Raw genomic sequence first — 13,865 nt, 5'->3', positions numbered from 1 at the left:
GCCCGCTGCCGATATCGTCCTGATCATCCGATCGGGAGGGTGTCTTGCCGGGGTTCGTCGCGGGGATGGAACGTCACCAGGTCGCCGTCTACCTCGGCGCTCTGGCCGCGGGCGGGGTGGCCGGCTGGACCGCGCCGGGCGCCGGGCCGGTCCTCGAACACGCCATCAACCCCGTGCTGGCCGTTCTGCTGTACGTGACGTTCCTCCAGGTCCCGGTGGCCGAACTCGGGCGTTCGCTGCGGGCGGGCCGGTTCCTGGCGGCCGCGCTCGTCCTGAACTTCGTCGTGGTGCCGGTGGTGGTGGCGGCGCTGTTCGCGTTCCTCCCGGATGATGAGGCCATCCGGTTGGGTGTGCTGTTGGTGTTGCTGACTCCGTGCGTGGACTACGTGATCGTGTTCAGCGGGCTGGCCGGCGGTGACAGCCGGCGCCTGCTCGCCGCCACGCCGTTGCTACTGCTCGCACAGATGGTGCTGCTGCCCGTCTACCTGTGGCTCTTCCTCGGTTCCGGCCTGGCGGCCGTCGAACCCAGGCCGTTCGTCGAGGCGTTCGTGGTGCTGATCGCGATCCCGCTGACGCTGGCGTGGCTCACCCAGACCTTCGCGGCGGAGCGGTTCGCCGGAGCGATCGGCACGACGATGGTGCCGTTGATGGCCGCGACCCTGTTCACGGTCGTGGCGTCGCAGGTGCCGAAGCTCGGTGACGACCTGACGCAGGTCGTGCGCGTGGTGCCGTTCTACGTGGCGTTCCTGGTGGTCATGGCTTTCGCCGGGCTCGTCGTCGCCAGGTTGTGGAGTCTGGACGTGGCGTCGAGCCGTGCGATCGTGTTCACCGGGGCCACGCGCAACTCGCTGGTGGTGCTGCCGCTGGCGCTGGCACTGCCCGGCGACGTCGCGGCCGTCGTCGTGGTGACGCAGACACTGGTCGAGGTGGTCGGCATGGTCGTCTACGTGCGGGTGGTGCCGCGGTTGCTGCCGTGATGCGGCAGCCCGGACCTAGGCCTGTTGTGTGGCGAGCTGACGGTCGCGCAACGGTGCGAGTGCGCTGCTCCAGGCGACGAGCTCGTCGAACATCGTGGACAGCGTGGACACCTGGAAGTCCGACGGCTGGAACTCGCTGAAGTTCTTGAACTCGGTGAACATCGACAGCGACACGCTCGTGCGCACGTCGGCCATCTTCAGCTCACCCGCGACGAGCCGAAGGTGCTCCACGGCCCGTGCGCCACCGACGCCGCCGTACGACACGAAGCCCACGGCCTTGTTGTTCCACTCGGCGAACAGGTAGTCGATCGCGTTCTTCAGCACGCCGGACGTCGAGTGGTTGTACTCGGGCGTGACCATGACGAAGCCGTCGAACTCGGCGATCTTCGCCGCCCACGCCTTGGTGTGGTCGTGCTGGTACTGGCCCATCGCCGGCGGCATCGGCTCGTCGAGGTGGGGCAGCGGGAAGTCCTTGAGGTCGACCAGCTCGAACGTCGCGTCCGTGCGCTCCTGCGCGTGCTGGGCGACCCACTTCGCCACCTGCTCGCCGTTCCGGCCGGGGCGGGTGCTGCCGATGATGATCCCGATGTGCGTCATGTCCTGAGGTCCTTTGCCGAAGATGAAGCGGACCGTACCCCGCTTTCAGAAGTGGACTCTACCCCGTTTGTTTCGGACGGGCTCGGTGCCATGGGTCACAAAGACCGTCTCCTACGATGAACCGATGAGGTGCGGCTGGGGGCTGCGGTGGCCGGATGCCGTGTTGTGGGTGGTCCTGGCGGTGCCGCTGGTGATCGGTGGTCTCGCCGGGCTGGTCGCCGGTCTGCTCCTGCTGACCGGCGCGGTGGTGCTCTTCCGCAGGTTTCCGGTGTGGACGGTGTGCGCGCTCGTCGCGGCCGCGGCGGTTCCGGCGCTGGTGCTGGGCTCGACCGTGACGAACCCGCCGTGGGTCTGGCCGTTCGTCGCGGCCGCGGTCTTCGGGTTCCGGGCCGGACGCCGGGCCGAGGACTCGGTGCTCCTACCCCTGGCCGCTGTGCTGCTCGCCGGACTGCCGGTCAGCGTGCTCGCGGACGGGTCGGTGCGCGGCGGCTTCGGCGTGCTGTTCGGCGTCTACGACTGGTTCGTGCTGGTGCTGATCGTGCTGGTCGTGGTCTTGGGTCCGTGGCTGGCGGGCCGGTATCTGCGGTTGCGTGCGGAACTCGCGGTGGCGGGGCAGGAGCAGGCGCGGTCTCGCGAACGGGCGCGGATCGCGCGCGACATGCACGACTCCCTCGGTCACGAGTGGGGCCTCATCGCGTTGCGCGCGGCCGCTCTCGAGGTGTCGCCGGACCTGCCCGAACGGCATCGGGCGGCGGCGGGTGAGCTGAGGGCGGGCGTGGCGGCGGCGACCGAACGGCTGCAGGAGATCATCGGTGTCCTGCAGCCGCGAGACGAACGGACCGGCGTCACCGAACTGGTCGAACGCGCCGCGGCCGCGGGCATGGACGTCGAGCTGACCCTGGCGGAGCCGTCACCCGAAGCCGTCGAAAGCGCCGTGCACCGGATCGTCCGGGAAGGACTGACCAACGCCGCCAAGCACGCGCCCGGAGCCCCGGTCCGCGTGCAGGTGGAACGCTCGCGGGACAGCACGACCGCGACCGTCGCGAATGGACAGCCGAGCCGGAAGTCCGCTCCGGGGAACGGCACCGGGCTCGCGGGGCTGGCCGAACACGCCCGGCTGCTGGGCGGCACCCTCACCGCCGAGCCACGGGACGGAGGGTTCGTGCTCGTGGCGGAGCTGCCGCACGACGCGCGACCGGAGTCCGTCGGCGAGCCCGCCCGTCGAAGCCTGGTCAACGTCGCCAAGAAGCCTTTGCTGGCCGGTACTTCGGTCGCCGTGCTCGCGATGGCGCTCTACGCGACGGTCGGCGCCAACAACAGCCTCGACCCCGAGGTGTTCGAGAAGATCGAACTCGACGCACCGCGCTCCGGCGTCGAGGCCCTGCTGCCACCGTTCCAGATCCTGGGGGACCCCGAACGCATGCTGTCCGATCCGCCGAAGGGCGCTGACTGCCGCTACCACTGGTCGCGCGAGCAGACCGACGGCCGGCTGTTCCACCGGCTGTGCTTCGCCGAGGACCGGTTGGTGCTCAAGGAGACCCTGCCGCGCAGCGCCATCTCGGCGGGGGAGGCGCGGTGATCCGGGTGCTGCTGGCCGACGACGAACCGCTGACCAGGGCCGGGGTCCGGGCCGTGCTGGGCGCCGATCCGGAGTTCGAGGTGGTCGGTGAGGCGGCCGACGGGCGCGCGGCGGTGGAACTCGCCCAGGCGCACCGGCCGGACGTCGTGCTGCTCGACATCGTGATGCCGCGCATGGACGGGCTGGCCGCGGCGGCCGAGATCCGCCGCACCGTCCCGGGAACCGGCGTGATCATGCTGACGACGTTCTCCGAGGACGAGCACATCGCGCGCGCGTTCGACGGCGGTGCCAGCGGTTTCCTGCTCAAGTCAGGGGATCCGAGGGAGCTCTTCGCGGGCATCAGAGCGGTCGCCGCGGGGGCCGCGTACCTGTCGCCGAAGATCGCGCACTGGGCGATCCGGCGGCTGGGTGGTGAACGGGTGTCCGGCGCGGCTCGCGCACGGGACCTGGTCGCGGGTCTCACCGAGCGCGAACGGGAGGTGCTCGCCCTGGTCGGCGCCGGGCTGCCCAACGCCGAGATCGGCCGGCGGCTGCACGTCGTGGAGGGCACGGTGAAGGTGTTCGTCAGCTCGATCCTGCGCCGGCTGGAGGTGCCGAACCGGGTGCGCGCGGCGATCATCGCGTTCGAGGCCGGGCTGGTCGACGAGGGCTGATCTACGTCTTTCGATCAGTACCACCGGCAGCGTTCGACAGATGCCGGCCGGCAGGTGGGATCGACAGGCTCGGCCGTGTGAAAACCAGCTACAAAGCCGTTGTGGCGGCCGGGATGCTGACGGTCGCGCTGGCCGCGCCCGCACTCGCCGCGCCCGTTCCGCTGACCCTGCCGAGGCCGACCGGTCCGTTGTCCGTCGGCACCACCGAACTGCACCTCGTGGACGAGTCCCGCGCCGATCCGTGGACGCCGGGCAGGTCACGCGAACTGATGATCTCCTTGTGGTATCCGGCAACACCCTCGTTCCGGGCGCCGGTGCGGCACCTCGGCCCGGGGATCGCGGCGTTCTACGACCAGACCTCCGCAGGCTCGGTCGGGCTCGATCCCGGTGTCGCCGACTTCGCGGGCACCCGCACCCACGCGAGGGCGGCGCCGCCACTTCCGGGCCGCCGTCCGGTGATCCTCTACTCGCCGGGACGCGGGCAGTCGCGTTCGTTCTGCACCACGCCCGTCGAGGACCTCGCCAGCCGCGGCTACGTCGTCGTCACCATCGACCACACCTTCGCGGGTCCCGTGGAGTTCCCGGACCGCGTCGAACTCCCGGTCAGCCGCGCGGACACGGCGCTGATGATGCGGGAACGGGTGCGCGACACGAGTTTCGTGCTGGACCGGCTCGGCACCACGGCGTTGGCGGGCGTGATGGACCTGTCGAGGGTCGGCATGGCCGGCCACTCCATGGGCGGGTTCACCGCAGCCGAGGCCATGCTCACCGACGCGCGCATCGACGCCGGCGCCAACCTCGACGGCAGCATGGACCCGAACTCGGGCCAGGCGAGCGCGCGCGGCGCCGACCGGCCGTTCCTGCTGATGGGCGGCGGCACGAGCGGGGCCGACCGGCACCCGCACAACCACCTGCACGCACCGGACTGGGCGTCGTTCTGGGCGAACTCCACCGGGTGGAAGCGGGACGTGTACCTGCCCGCCGCGGAACACGCGAGCTTCACCGACGCCCAGGTGCTGCTGCCCCAGATCGACCGCTCGCACCCGTTGCCCGCGGACAAGCTCGCGGCGGCGATCGGCACGGTTGACGCGGACCGATCGCTTGCGGCTCAACGGGACTACCTCGCGGCGTTCTTCGACCTGCACCTGCGCGGGCGGCACACCACCCTGTTCGACGGGGCATCGCCGCACCCGGACGCGAGGCTCGTCCCGTGACCGCGTTCCTCGACTGGCTCGCGACCCTGCCGCCGGCCTGGGTGATCGTCGCCGCCGGTGTGCTCGTGTTCGGCGAGTGCACGCTCGGCCTGGGTTTCATCGCGCCCGGCGATACCGGTCTGTTCGTGCTCGGCACCACCGCCACCAGCCCGCCCGCGTTCGTGCTGATGTGGCTCGTGACCACGGTGTGCGCGGTCGGTGGCGACTCGGTCGGGTTCCTGATCGGCCGGCGTTACGGGGCACGGCTGCGCGAGTCGCGGATCGTGCGACGGCACGGCGCGCGGCACTGGGACCGTGCGACCGACTTCCTGAGGCGCAGGGGAGCCGTCGCAGTGTTGATCGCGATCTTCCTCCCGGTGCTGCGCACGCTGCTGCCGGCCGCCGCCGGAGCCGCCGGGCTGCCGTACCGGACGTTCCTGCCCGCCGTGCTCGTGGGCGCCACCGGGTGGTGCGCGTTGCACATCGGACTCGGTGCGGCGGCGGGGGAGACCGCTCGCAGGATCGAGAAGGTCGTCGGCACCGGGAGCATGCTCGTGGCCGTCGCGGTGGTCGTCGCCGGAATGATCGCGGTCCGGTCAGGAATCGAGAAGCACCGGTCCCGGGGTGACGCCTAGCGTTTCCGGCATGACCTCATTCGACGCGATCACCCTCGAAGTGGCCGACCTCGCGGCCGCCGAACGCTTCTACGCCACCGCTTTCGGACTCGGCTCCCGGCTGCGGCTGCGCGCCTCGCAGGAACCGGCGACCGGTTTCCGCGGGTTCACCCTGTCCCTCACGGTGGCGCAGCCCGCCGACGTCGACCTGCTGATCGGCGGAGCGCTCGACGCCGGCGCGACCGTGCTCAAGCCCGCCGGGAAGTCCCTGTGGGGCTACGGCGGGGTGGTGCAGGCGCCGGACGGCACCATCTGGAAGGTCGCCACCTCGGCGAAGAAGAACACCGGCCCGTCGACCGGGCGGATCGACGACGTCGTACTGCTGCTCGGCGCCACGGACATCGCCGCGAGCAGGCAGTGCTACGTCGACCAGGGGTTCACCGTCGAGAAGAGCTTCGGCCGCATGTACGTGCAGTTCGCCGCGGCCGGCTCGGTGAAGCTCGGGCTGTACCGCCGGCGTGCGCTCGCCAAGGACGCCGGGGTGGCGCCCGAGGGATCCGGCTCGCACCGGATCGTCCTGAACGGCGCCGGTGAGTTCACCGACCCGGACGGGTTCGCGTGGGCGTCAGGGCAGCCGGCCGGCCAGCTCGGAACGTGAGCGGATGCCGAGCTTCGTGTAGACCTTGCGCAGGTGGTACTCGATGGTCTTCGGGCTCAGGAACAGGGCGGCGGCGACCTCGCGGGTGGTCTTGCCCTCCGCGAGCAGCAGTGAGACCTGCAACTCCTGCGGCGTAAGGGTTTCGCCCGGTGCCCTGCGCTGGATGGTCTCGCCGGTGGCGCCGAGTTCGATCGCGGCGAGGTCGGCCCAGCGCGCCGCCCTGAGGTTCTCGAACGTCTCCAGCGCGGCGTGCAGGTGCGGCCGGGCGTCCACCCGCCGCCGGGCGCGGCGCAGGCGGGCACCGTAGGCGAGCCGGGTGCGCGCGGTCTCGAAGTCGTCCAAAGTCCTTTCGTGGTAACCCAAAGACGCCTCGAAGTGCTGGTCGAAGTCCGCGCTGACCACCCCCAGCGTCCGTTCGGCGCGTCCCATCGCCCACGGCTGACCCTTCGCGGCGGCTTCAGCCCGGTAGCGCCGCGCCATTCGCACCGCGTCGTCTCTTCTGCCCAGCCGCACCAACGCGTCGGCGAGTTCCGGCGCGGGGGACAGGTCCGGGTCGGTGAGTCCGAGCTCGTCCAGCAGGGCGGCGAGTTCTTCCAGGTGCGTCAACGCCTTGGCCGGATCACCGAGTTCCAGCTCTCCCAGCGCGAACAGCGACCAGACCCGTCCGATGTGGATGTCACGGGCGCGGCAGATCGGCAACGCCTCTGCGACCAGCGCACGGCACCGTTCCTCGTCACCCAGCCTGGCCCGCAGCCAGGCGAGTCCGGCCAGGCACATCGCCAGGTCGGTCTCCTGCCCCGTCTCCCGGGCCAGCCTGGTCGCCTCGTCGTAGGTGGCTTCGGCGCGGACCCACTGGTTCGTCGTGGCCTCGTCTCGTGCGACGTGGAAGAGCAGGGCCGGCAGCGTGCCGACCGCCGCCTCCGCGCGGGCGTCGGCGACGATGCGCCTCAGGTCGGCACCGGAGTCCGCGTCGCGCAGGAACATCGGGCCGATCATCAGCCAGGACAGCCTGCGCCGGTCGTCGCGGAGCAGACCGGAGGAGGCGAGCAGGCCGACCGCGGCGCGGATCTGGTCGGTGCCGCCCTGGTTGGCGAGGATCCGGGCCACGCCTGCTGCCATCTGGCCGAGGCCTTGTGCCGTCGGGGTCGTGACGTGGTCCAGCAGGGCCTCGATCTCGTGTGCCAGCTTCAGCCCGGTGGTGGTGTCGCCCAGGTAGAAGCAGGCGTTGACGGCGTCGGCCAGGAGGAGCACGGTCGCGTTCGGGGCTGGGGAGTCGGCTGCTGCCAGTCGGCAGAGGTCGCGGGCTTCGGTCAGGGAGCCGGTTCGGGCTGCGATCGCGGCTCGGAGTTCGACTGCTCGGAGTTCGACTGCTCGGAGTTCGGTGGTGCGGAGTTCGGCGGTGCGTAGTTCAGTGGTGCGCAGTTCGGCGGTGCGCAGCGGGATGGCAGGGGCGGCCGGGTTGCCTGCGTCGTGCAGAGACGAGACGTCTCGTCTCGGCTGGTCGGCCGGTCCGCGCGCCTCGTCGAGCAACGAGACGGACCGTCTCGTCTCGCCGGCCAGCCAGGCCGACTCCGCCGCGGCGACGCACAGCGAGGCGTGCTGCCCCACGTCCGGGCTCAGCCGGGCAGCCCGCGCGTAGGCAGCGGCCGCGACGTCGTGCGCGCTCCGGTCGTGCGCCCGGCCGGCGGCCTGGACCAGCAGGTCGGCGACGTGCGCGTCCGGTCCCATCGACGCCTCGGCCAGGTGCCAGGCGTGCCGGTCGGCGTCGTGTGGTCCGAACGCCTCGGCCACGGCGCGGTGCACGGACCGGCGGTGTTGCGGATCGGTGTCGCCGTAGACCGCCGCTCGGATCAGCGGGTGCCGGAACTCGGCGCGGCCGTCCGAGATTCGCACCAGCCCGGCGCTCTCGGCCTCGGCCAGGGCGTCGACGGCGACTCCGAGCACCGCGCACGCGCCGGCCACGACTCGCAGGTCCGTGCCCGCCACCGAAGCCACGGTCAGCGCGGCGCGTCCGGGGGCGCTCAGGGACCGCGCCTGCGAGGCGAACTCGCGGGCCAGTGCTGCCGACACCGGTAGTGGCGCCTCGGGCGAGAGGTGTTCGAGTGGGCGGGCCGCCAGTTCGATCAACGCCAGCGGGTTGCCGGCCGTCGCCCGGTGCAGTCGTGCGACCAGCTCGGGTGGCACCGCCGCGCTGGAACGGCTCGACACCAGCTCGCCGGCCGCGGTGAGGTCGATGCCGGACAACGGCAGTGCGGGCAGCGGGGGATCCGGCGACCGGGTGGTGGCCACCAGCACGATCGGGTCGGCGGCGAGCCTGCGTGCCGCGAACGCCAGCGCGTCCGCCGAGGGGCGGTCCACCAGGTGCAGGTCGTCCAGGAGAACCGCCACCGGGCGTTGTTCGGCGAACCGGCACAGCAGGCTGAGGGTGGCGGCGCCCACCGCGAAGCGGTCGATGGCGGGTCCGGAACTCAGTGCCAGCGCCACGGACAACGCCTGCGCCTGCGGGCCCGGGATCTCGCCGAGGCAGTCCAGCGCTGGCCGCAGCACCTGGTGCAGTGCGCCGAACGGGATGTCCTGCTCGGGTTCGCTGCCGGCCGCCTGCAGGACCGTCATGCCGGTGGCGCAGGACGACGCGAACCGCAGCAGCGCGGTCTTGCCGACGCCGGGCTCGCCGGTGATCGCCAGCGCGCCGCCGTGCCCGAGCCGGGCGCTCGCGACGAGCCGCTCGACCTGTCGACGCTCGGACTCGCGTCCCATCAGCACACGGGGCAGTCTAGGCGGGCAACCGTGACCAGGCGCTGTCCTGCAAGTTCGTCTGGTGAGAGACGCGGGCGAGAGTCCCGGAGGCGGTGCCGCCGCAATGCCCTCATACCTGGGCGTATTGGGGCGTTGCGGCGGTGCCGTCTCCGGGGCCCTCGGCCGCCGCTGTCGCCCGACGAGACTTGCAGGACAGGGCCTAGGTGGGGCACCTGATGCGGCTGACCCGTTGGCGCTCATAGGTTCCGACCCTCACAGGAGGGAAGAGCAGATGACCACTACGAGACCCGAGGTCGACACCGACAAGCTCATGCAGTTCGTGTTCCGGGCCGTCGACGAGGTCGGCGCGACGCTCAACGCCGCGCTCGTCGTCATGGGCGACAAGCTCGGCTACTACCGCCTCATGGCGTCCGGCGAGCCCATCAGCCCCGCCGAGCTCGCCGACCGCAGCGGCACCGCCGAGCCGTACGCGCGGGAGTGGCTCAACGCCCAGGCCGCCGGTGGTTACGTGTCCTACGACTCCGTGACCAGCCGGTACACGTTGCCGATCGAACACGCGGTGGCGCTCACGGTCGAGGACAGCCCCGCGTTCCTGCCCGGCATGTTCCAGATCGCGCTGGGCACCGTGAACGACGCCGGACGGGTGCTCGACGCGGCGCGCAGCGGGTCCGGTGTCGGCTGGCACGAGCACAGCAGCGACGTGCACATCGGCTGCGAGCGGTTCTTCCGGCCGAGCTACGCGGCGAACCTGATCGAGGGCTGGCTGCCCGCGCTCGACGGCGTGACCGCGAAACTGCGGGCCGGGGCACGGGTCGCCGACGTCGGCTGTGGTCACGGCGCATCAACGATCCTGATGGCACAGGCCTTCCCGAACTCCGCCTTCACCGGGTCGGACTACCACCCCGAGTCGATCCAGATCGCCCGCGAACGGGCGGAGGCCGCCGGGGTCGCCGACCGCGTGACGTTCGAAGTGGCGTCCGCCAAGGACTTCAGCGGCACGGGCTACGACCTCGTGACCATGTTCGACTGCCTGCACGACATGGGCGACCCGGTCGGCGCGGCGAAGCACGTGAAGAACGCGGTGGCGGCCGACGGCACGTGGATGATCGTCGAACCCATGGCGGGCGACCACGTCGAGGACAACCTCAACCCCGTCGGCCGCACCTACTACGGCTTCTCCACGCTGCTGTGCACGCCGGCCTCGCTGTCGCAGGACGTCGGACTGGCGCTCGGCACGCAGGCCGGGCCCGCGCGGATCCGCGACGTGGCGGTGGCCGGCGGTTTCAACCGGTTCGCCGGAGTGGCGCAGACGCCGTTCAACCAGGTCCTCGAAGTCCGGCCGTGAACACCGAGCCGCGCCCGGTGCGCGAGGCCGACAGCAGGGGTTTCGCCGAGCGCGCCGGGGTGCGGCTCGCGTTCCAGGTCTACGACAACCCGGGCCGGCCGACGGTGCTGCTGATGCCGACGTGGTCGATCGTGCCGTCGAGGTTCTGGAAGGCGCAGGTGCCCTACCTGGCAAGGCACTTCCGGGTGGTCACGTTCGACGGCCGCGGCAGTGGCGAGTCGAGCCGCCCGGCCGGGGGCGAGTCCTATGTGGACGACGAGTACGCGGCGGACACCATCGCGGTCCTGGACGCGACGGACACCGGGCAGGCCGTGCTGGTGGCGTTGTCCCGAGGGGACGCCTGGTCGGTGCTCGCCGCCGCCCGCCACCCCGAACGGATCTCCGGCATCGTCGCGATCGGCCCGGCCAGCGGGTCGCTCATCGGTGTCCAGGAACAGGAGAAGCAGTCCTGGGAGTCGGCCGAGGGCAAGTACAACCGGGACTACTGGCTCAACGGCGGCTACGACGACTTCGCCGACTGGTTCTTCGCCGGGATGTTCGCCGAACCCCACTCCACCAGGCAGATCGAGGACGCGGTGCGGTGGGCGCACGAGATCGAGCCCGCGACGCTGGTGGACACGACGGCCGGTCGGCTCGCCTCCCCGTCGATCGCGGACGACTGCCGCGAGGTCCGCTGCCCGGTGCTGGTGATCCACGGGACCGGCGACCGCGTCCGCCCGCACGCCATCGGGGAACGCCTCGCCGAGCTCACCGGCGGTTCGCTGGTGCTGATCGACGGCGCCGGTCACGGCGTGCACGCCCGCGACCCGGTGCGGATCAACCTGCTGGTCAAGGACTTCGTTGATCGTGTTCATCCAGATGTTCAGCGCATCCGAACGTCCCGGACCAGGCCGCCGCGGGCGCTGTACCTGAGCTCACCGATCGGTCTGGGCCACGCCCGCCGTGATCTCGCCATCGCGACCGAACTGCGCAAGCTCCATCCGCGCCTGCAGGTCGACTGGCTCGCGCAGCACCCGGTCACCGAGGTGCTCGGGCCGGCGGGGGAGCGGGTGCACCCGGCGTCCGCTTGGCTCGCGAACGAGTCGTCGCACGTGGAGGACGACGCGGGTGAGCACGACCTGCACGTGTTCGAGACGTTCCGCCGCCTGGACGCGGTGCTGGTCACCAACTTCATGGTGTTCCACGACGTGCTGGAGGCCGAGGACTACGACCTGGTGATCGGCGACGAGGCCTGGGACGTGGACTACTTCCTGCACGAGAACCCCCGCCTGAAGCGGTTCTCGTTCGCGTGGCTGACGGACTTCGTCGGCTGGTTGCCGATGCCGGACGGCGGCGCCCGCGAGCAACGCCTGACCGCCGACTACAACCTCGACATGATCGAGCAACGAGCCCGCCACCGCCGCGTTCGCGACCGGTCGGTGTTCGTCGGCAACCCGGACGACGTGGTCTCGCTGCCGTTCGGCGAGGGCCTGCCCGCGATTCGCGAGTGGACGGAGCAGAACTTCGACTTCTCCGGCTACGTCACGGGATTCGACCTGCCCGAGAAGCGGGAGACGGCACGAGGGACCGGCGAGAAGCTGTGCGTGGTCACGGTCGGCGGTTCGAGTGTGGGGGAGTCCTTGCTGCGACGCGTGCTCGACGCCGTTCCCGCCGCACGGCGGAAGGTGCCGGGCCTGAGGTTCCTCGTCGTCACCGGGCCCCGCATCGACCCGGCGTCACTACCGGGGCAGGACGGCGTCGAGTTCCGCGGGTACGTGCCCGACCTGCCCCGCTACCTCGCCGCGTGCGATCTCGCGGTGGTGCAGGGCGGCCTGACGACGTGCATGGAGCTGACCGCCGCCCGGCGTCCGTTCATCTACGTACCGCTGCGCCACCACTTCGAGCAGAACTTCCACGTACGGCACCGGCTCGAACGCTACGGAGCGGGCCGGTGCATGACGTACGAGGAGGTCTCCGACCGCGACGTCCTGGCTGCCGCGATGGCCGAGGAGATCGGCCGCGAAGTGCGCTACCGCAGCGTCGAGACCGACGGTGCTTCCCGGGCCGCGGCCCTTCTCGCCGAGCTGCTCTGAGGGGGGTCAGTCCGTCGAACGGTCGTCGGCCGCCGCGGTCTGGGTGAGCACGGCGACCGTCTGCTCCAGCCCGCGCTGCACCTCGTCGCCCTGCGCCTCCCGGACGCTGTGCAGGCTCACCGTGATCCGCGACCGGCCCGGCGCGACCTCCTCGATCTGGAGTTCGCCGTGGTAGTCGTCCGGGCCCTCGGCGCCCCACTCGAGCGTCCGCCGCTCGGCGTCCGGCCGCACCCACGCCTCGCCCTCGACGTGGTGGCCGTGCACCTCGGCCTCGACGTGCACCTGCTCACCGCCCTCCGGCTCGGCCGCGGTCATCTGCGGGAAGTAGCGGGGCAGGTTCCGCGGCTCGGCCAGGAACCCGAACAGGGTGTCGGCCGGGATGTCGGCTTCAGCTGTGTGCGTGTACGTCGTCATGGCGGTCGGGGTACCCGGTCTTCCGCTCGGCGAACACGTCCCGCGTCCGTGCCAGATGTTCGTGCCATCCGCGCTGGTCGCGTCGGAACACGGGCACGACGAACGCCCCGCCGACGTACAGCGCGACGACCACCAGGTCCCACCAGCCGATGTCGACCAGCGGCGACACCACGGTCGCGTAGGCCATGAACCCGGTGAGGCCGAGCAGTTCGCGCAGTGCGAGCTGGAACGGGTTGGCGCGCGACCCGTCCGCGGAACGGATCCGGTAGTGCAGCAGCACTCCGCCGATCGTCATCCCGTTCGCCGCGGCCGGCAGCACCACCCGGAACGCCACGAGCACGCACACGGCCCACCGCGGATCCGAGTGCAGCTCGAGCTTCGCGATCACGATCACCAGCACGAGCTCGGAGATCAGCCCGAGGATCCGGCGCGGCACCGTGACGGTCTCGACCGGCGCGCTCGACTCGTCGGACGAGGGCACCCTGGGCACGACGAACGCGGCCGGCGCCATCATCCAGCCCAGCAGACCGCCGAAGGTGTTCGAGATCAGGTCGTCCACGTCGGCGATCCGGTACGGGCACGGGTAGAAACCGAGGTTGCCGGTGTACTGCACCACTTCCACGGCCAGCGAGACGCCCAGGCTGATCGCGATCACGGCGAGCGGCCCCTTGCCGTACGCCTTGCGCAGCACCACACCCAGCGGCACGACCAGCGCGACGTTGAACAGCTGCTGCAGGAACGCCTGCGACCTCACCATCGCGAGGACGCCGGAACGCCCGTTCGCCGCCATGTTGTTGCTCATGTCGGTCACCCACTGGAAGGGGACCGTGGACAGCATCTGCTCGCCCGTGCACAGCTTCGACACGTCCGAGGGGAACGGCAGGAAGATCAGCGCCAGCGCCACGAGCCCGTAGGCCAGCAGGCCGTAGAGGACGAACGCGCGGCGCGGCTCGACCCGCCGGAAACGGAAGTAGTGCAACAGGACCAGGGGAACGAGGACCATCAA

General features: G+C 71.2%; 12 protein-coding genes. 8 read left to right on the top strand and 4 right to left on the bottom strand.

Annotation, left to right across the window (positions count from 1 at the left end; genetic code table 11):
• Nucleotides 1-65: 65 nt before the first annotated feature.
• Nucleotides 66-977 (top strand): arsenic resistance protein, encoded by a 912-nt coding sequence (locus PV646_RS23110; protein ID WP_500345068.1) that lies wholly within the window; start codon nucleotides 66-68, stop codon nucleotides 975-977.
• A gap of 15 nt (nucleotides 978-992) precedes the next feature.
• On the opposite strand, the gene PV646_RS23105 is transcribed toward PV646_RS23110, so the two are convergent.
• Nucleotides 993-1,574 carry an NADPH-dependent FMN reductase gene (locus PV646_RS23105; RefSeq protein WP_500344253.1) on the bottom strand — a complete coding sequence of 194 codons (582 nt, stop codon included), beginning with the start codon at nucleotides 1,572-1,574 and terminating at the stop codon, nucleotides 993-995.
• A 124-nt stretch (nucleotides 1,575-1,698) separates the two neighbouring features.
• Between PV646_RS23105 and PV646_RS23100 the strand changes: the two genes are divergently transcribed.
• From PV646_RS23100 to PV646_RS23080, 5 genes are all read left to right on the top strand, one after another.
• Nucleotides 1,699-3,153 carry a sensor histidine kinase gene (locus PV646_RS23100; RefSeq protein ID WP_500344252.1) on the top strand — a complete coding sequence of 485 codons (1,455 nt, stop codon included), beginning with the start codon at nucleotides 1,699-1,701 and terminating at the stop codon, nucleotides 3,151-3,153.
• Nucleotides 3,150-3,806, top strand: a complete 657-nt coding sequence (locus PV646_RS23095) for a response regulator (protein WP_500344251.1) — start codon at nucleotides 3,150-3,152, stop codon at nucleotides 3,804-3,806. The genes PV646_RS23100 and PV646_RS23095 overlap by 4 nt, the downstream gene beginning before the upstream one ends.
• A 77-nt stretch (nucleotides 3,807-3,883) precedes the next feature.
• On the top strand, nucleotides 3,884-5,020 hold the full coding sequence (locus PV646_RS23090) for an alpha/beta hydrolase family protein (protein WP_500344250.1): 1,137 nt from the start codon (nucleotides 3,884-3,886) through the stop codon (nucleotides 5,018-5,020).
• The gene (locus PV646_RS23085) at nucleotides 5,017-5,634 is read left to right on the top strand and encodes a DedA family protein (protein ID WP_500344249.1); all 618 of its coding nucleotides are present in this window, start codon (nucleotides 5,017-5,019) and stop codon (nucleotides 5,632-5,634) included. The genes PV646_RS23090 and PV646_RS23085 overlap by 4 nt, the downstream gene beginning before the upstream one ends.
• A gap of 10 nt (nucleotides 5,635-5,644) precedes the next feature.
• Nucleotides 5,645-6,271, top strand: coding sequence for a glyoxalase (locus PV646_RS23080; RefSeq protein ID WP_500344248.1), 627 nt, complete (start codon nucleotides 5,645-5,647; stop codon nucleotides 6,269-6,271).
• Here PV646_RS23080 and PV646_RS23075 read toward each other — a convergent pair.
• Nucleotides 6,239-9,028, bottom strand: a complete 2,790-nt coding sequence (locus PV646_RS23075) for a helix-turn-helix transcriptional regulator (RefSeq protein WP_500345067.1) — start codon at nucleotides 9,026-9,028, stop codon at nucleotides 6,239-6,241. The two genes, PV646_RS23080 and PV646_RS23075, sit on opposite strands and share 33 nt — an antisense overlap.
• Before the next feature lie 271 nt (nucleotides 9,029-9,299).
• On the opposite strand from PV646_RS23075, the gene PV646_RS23070 reads away from it, so the two are divergent.
• Together PV646_RS23070 and PV646_RS23065 are read left to right on the top strand one after the other, a co-directional pair.
• Nucleotides 9,300-10,373, top strand: coding sequence for a class I SAM-dependent methyltransferase (locus PV646_RS23070; RefSeq protein WP_500344247.1), 1,074 nt, complete (start codon nucleotides 9,300-9,302; stop codon nucleotides 10,371-10,373).
• Nucleotides 10,370-12,445: an alpha/beta hydrolase gene (locus tag PV646_RS23065; protein WP_500344246.1), complete on the top strand. Its 2,076-nt coding sequence runs from the start codon at nucleotides 10,370-10,372 to the stop codon at nucleotides 12,443-12,445. The genes PV646_RS23070 and PV646_RS23065 overlap by 4 nt, the downstream gene beginning before the upstream one ends.
• Nucleotides 12,446-12,451: 6 nt before the next feature.
• Here PV646_RS23065 and PV646_RS23060 read toward each other — a convergent pair whose 3' ends face one another.
• Nucleotides 12,452-12,859 (bottom strand): SRPBCC family protein, encoded by a 408-nt coding sequence (locus PV646_RS23060; RefSeq protein WP_500344245.1) that lies wholly within the window; start codon nucleotides 12,857-12,859, stop codon nucleotides 12,452-12,454.
• Nucleotides 12,834-13,862 (bottom strand): VanZ family protein, encoded by a 1,029-nt coding sequence (locus PV646_RS23055; RefSeq protein WP_500344244.1) that lies wholly within the window; start codon nucleotides 13,860-13,862, stop codon nucleotides 12,834-12,836. The genes PV646_RS23060 and PV646_RS23055 overlap by 26 nt, the downstream gene beginning before the upstream one ends.
• Nucleotides 13,863-13,865: the final 3 nt, after the last annotated feature.

This window comes from Streptomyces sp. ID05-26A (assembly GCF_033794685.1).
GTDB lineage: Bacteria > Actinomycetota > Actinomycetes > Mycobacteriales > Pseudonocardiaceae > Lentzea.
Note: the sequence above shows the minus strand (reverse complement) of the source record. Positions and strands in the feature narration are given on the sequence as shown.

What these genes read in the sequence shown, in the direction of transcription:
- PV646_RS23110 (WP_500345068.1), top strand. Translation starts at nt 66, where the DNA reads ATGGAACGTCACCAGGTCGCCGTCTACCTCGGCGCTCTGGCCGCGGGC.
- PV646_RS23105 (WP_500344253.1), bottom strand. Translation starts at nt 1,574, where the DNA reads ATGACGCACATCGGGATCATCATCGGCAGCACCCGCCCCGGCCGGAAC.
- PV646_RS23100 (WP_500344252.1), top strand. Translation starts at nt 1,699, where the DNA reads ATGAGGTGCGGCTGGGGGCTGCGGTGGCCGGATGCCGTGTTGTGGGTG.
- PV646_RS23080 (WP_500344248.1), top strand. Translation starts at nt 5,645, where the DNA reads ATGACCTCATTCGACGCGATCACCCTCGAAGTGGCCGACCTCGCGGCC.
- PV646_RS23075 (WP_500345067.1), bottom strand. Translation starts at nt 9,028, where the DNA reads ATGGGACGCGAGTCCGAGCGTCGACAGGTCGAGCGGCTCGTCGCGAGC.
- PV646_RS23070 (WP_500344247.1), top strand. Translation starts at nt 9,300, where the DNA reads ATGACCACTACGAGACCCGAGGTCGACACCGACAAGCTCATGCAGTTC.
- PV646_RS23060 (WP_500344245.1), bottom strand. Translation starts at nt 12,859, where the DNA reads ATGACGACGTACACGCACACAGCTGAAGCCGACATCCCGGCCGACACC.
- PV646_RS23055 (WP_500344244.1), bottom strand. Translation starts at nt 13,862, where the DNA reads ATGGTCCTCGTTCCCCTGGTCCTGTTGCACTACTTCCGTTTCCGGCGG.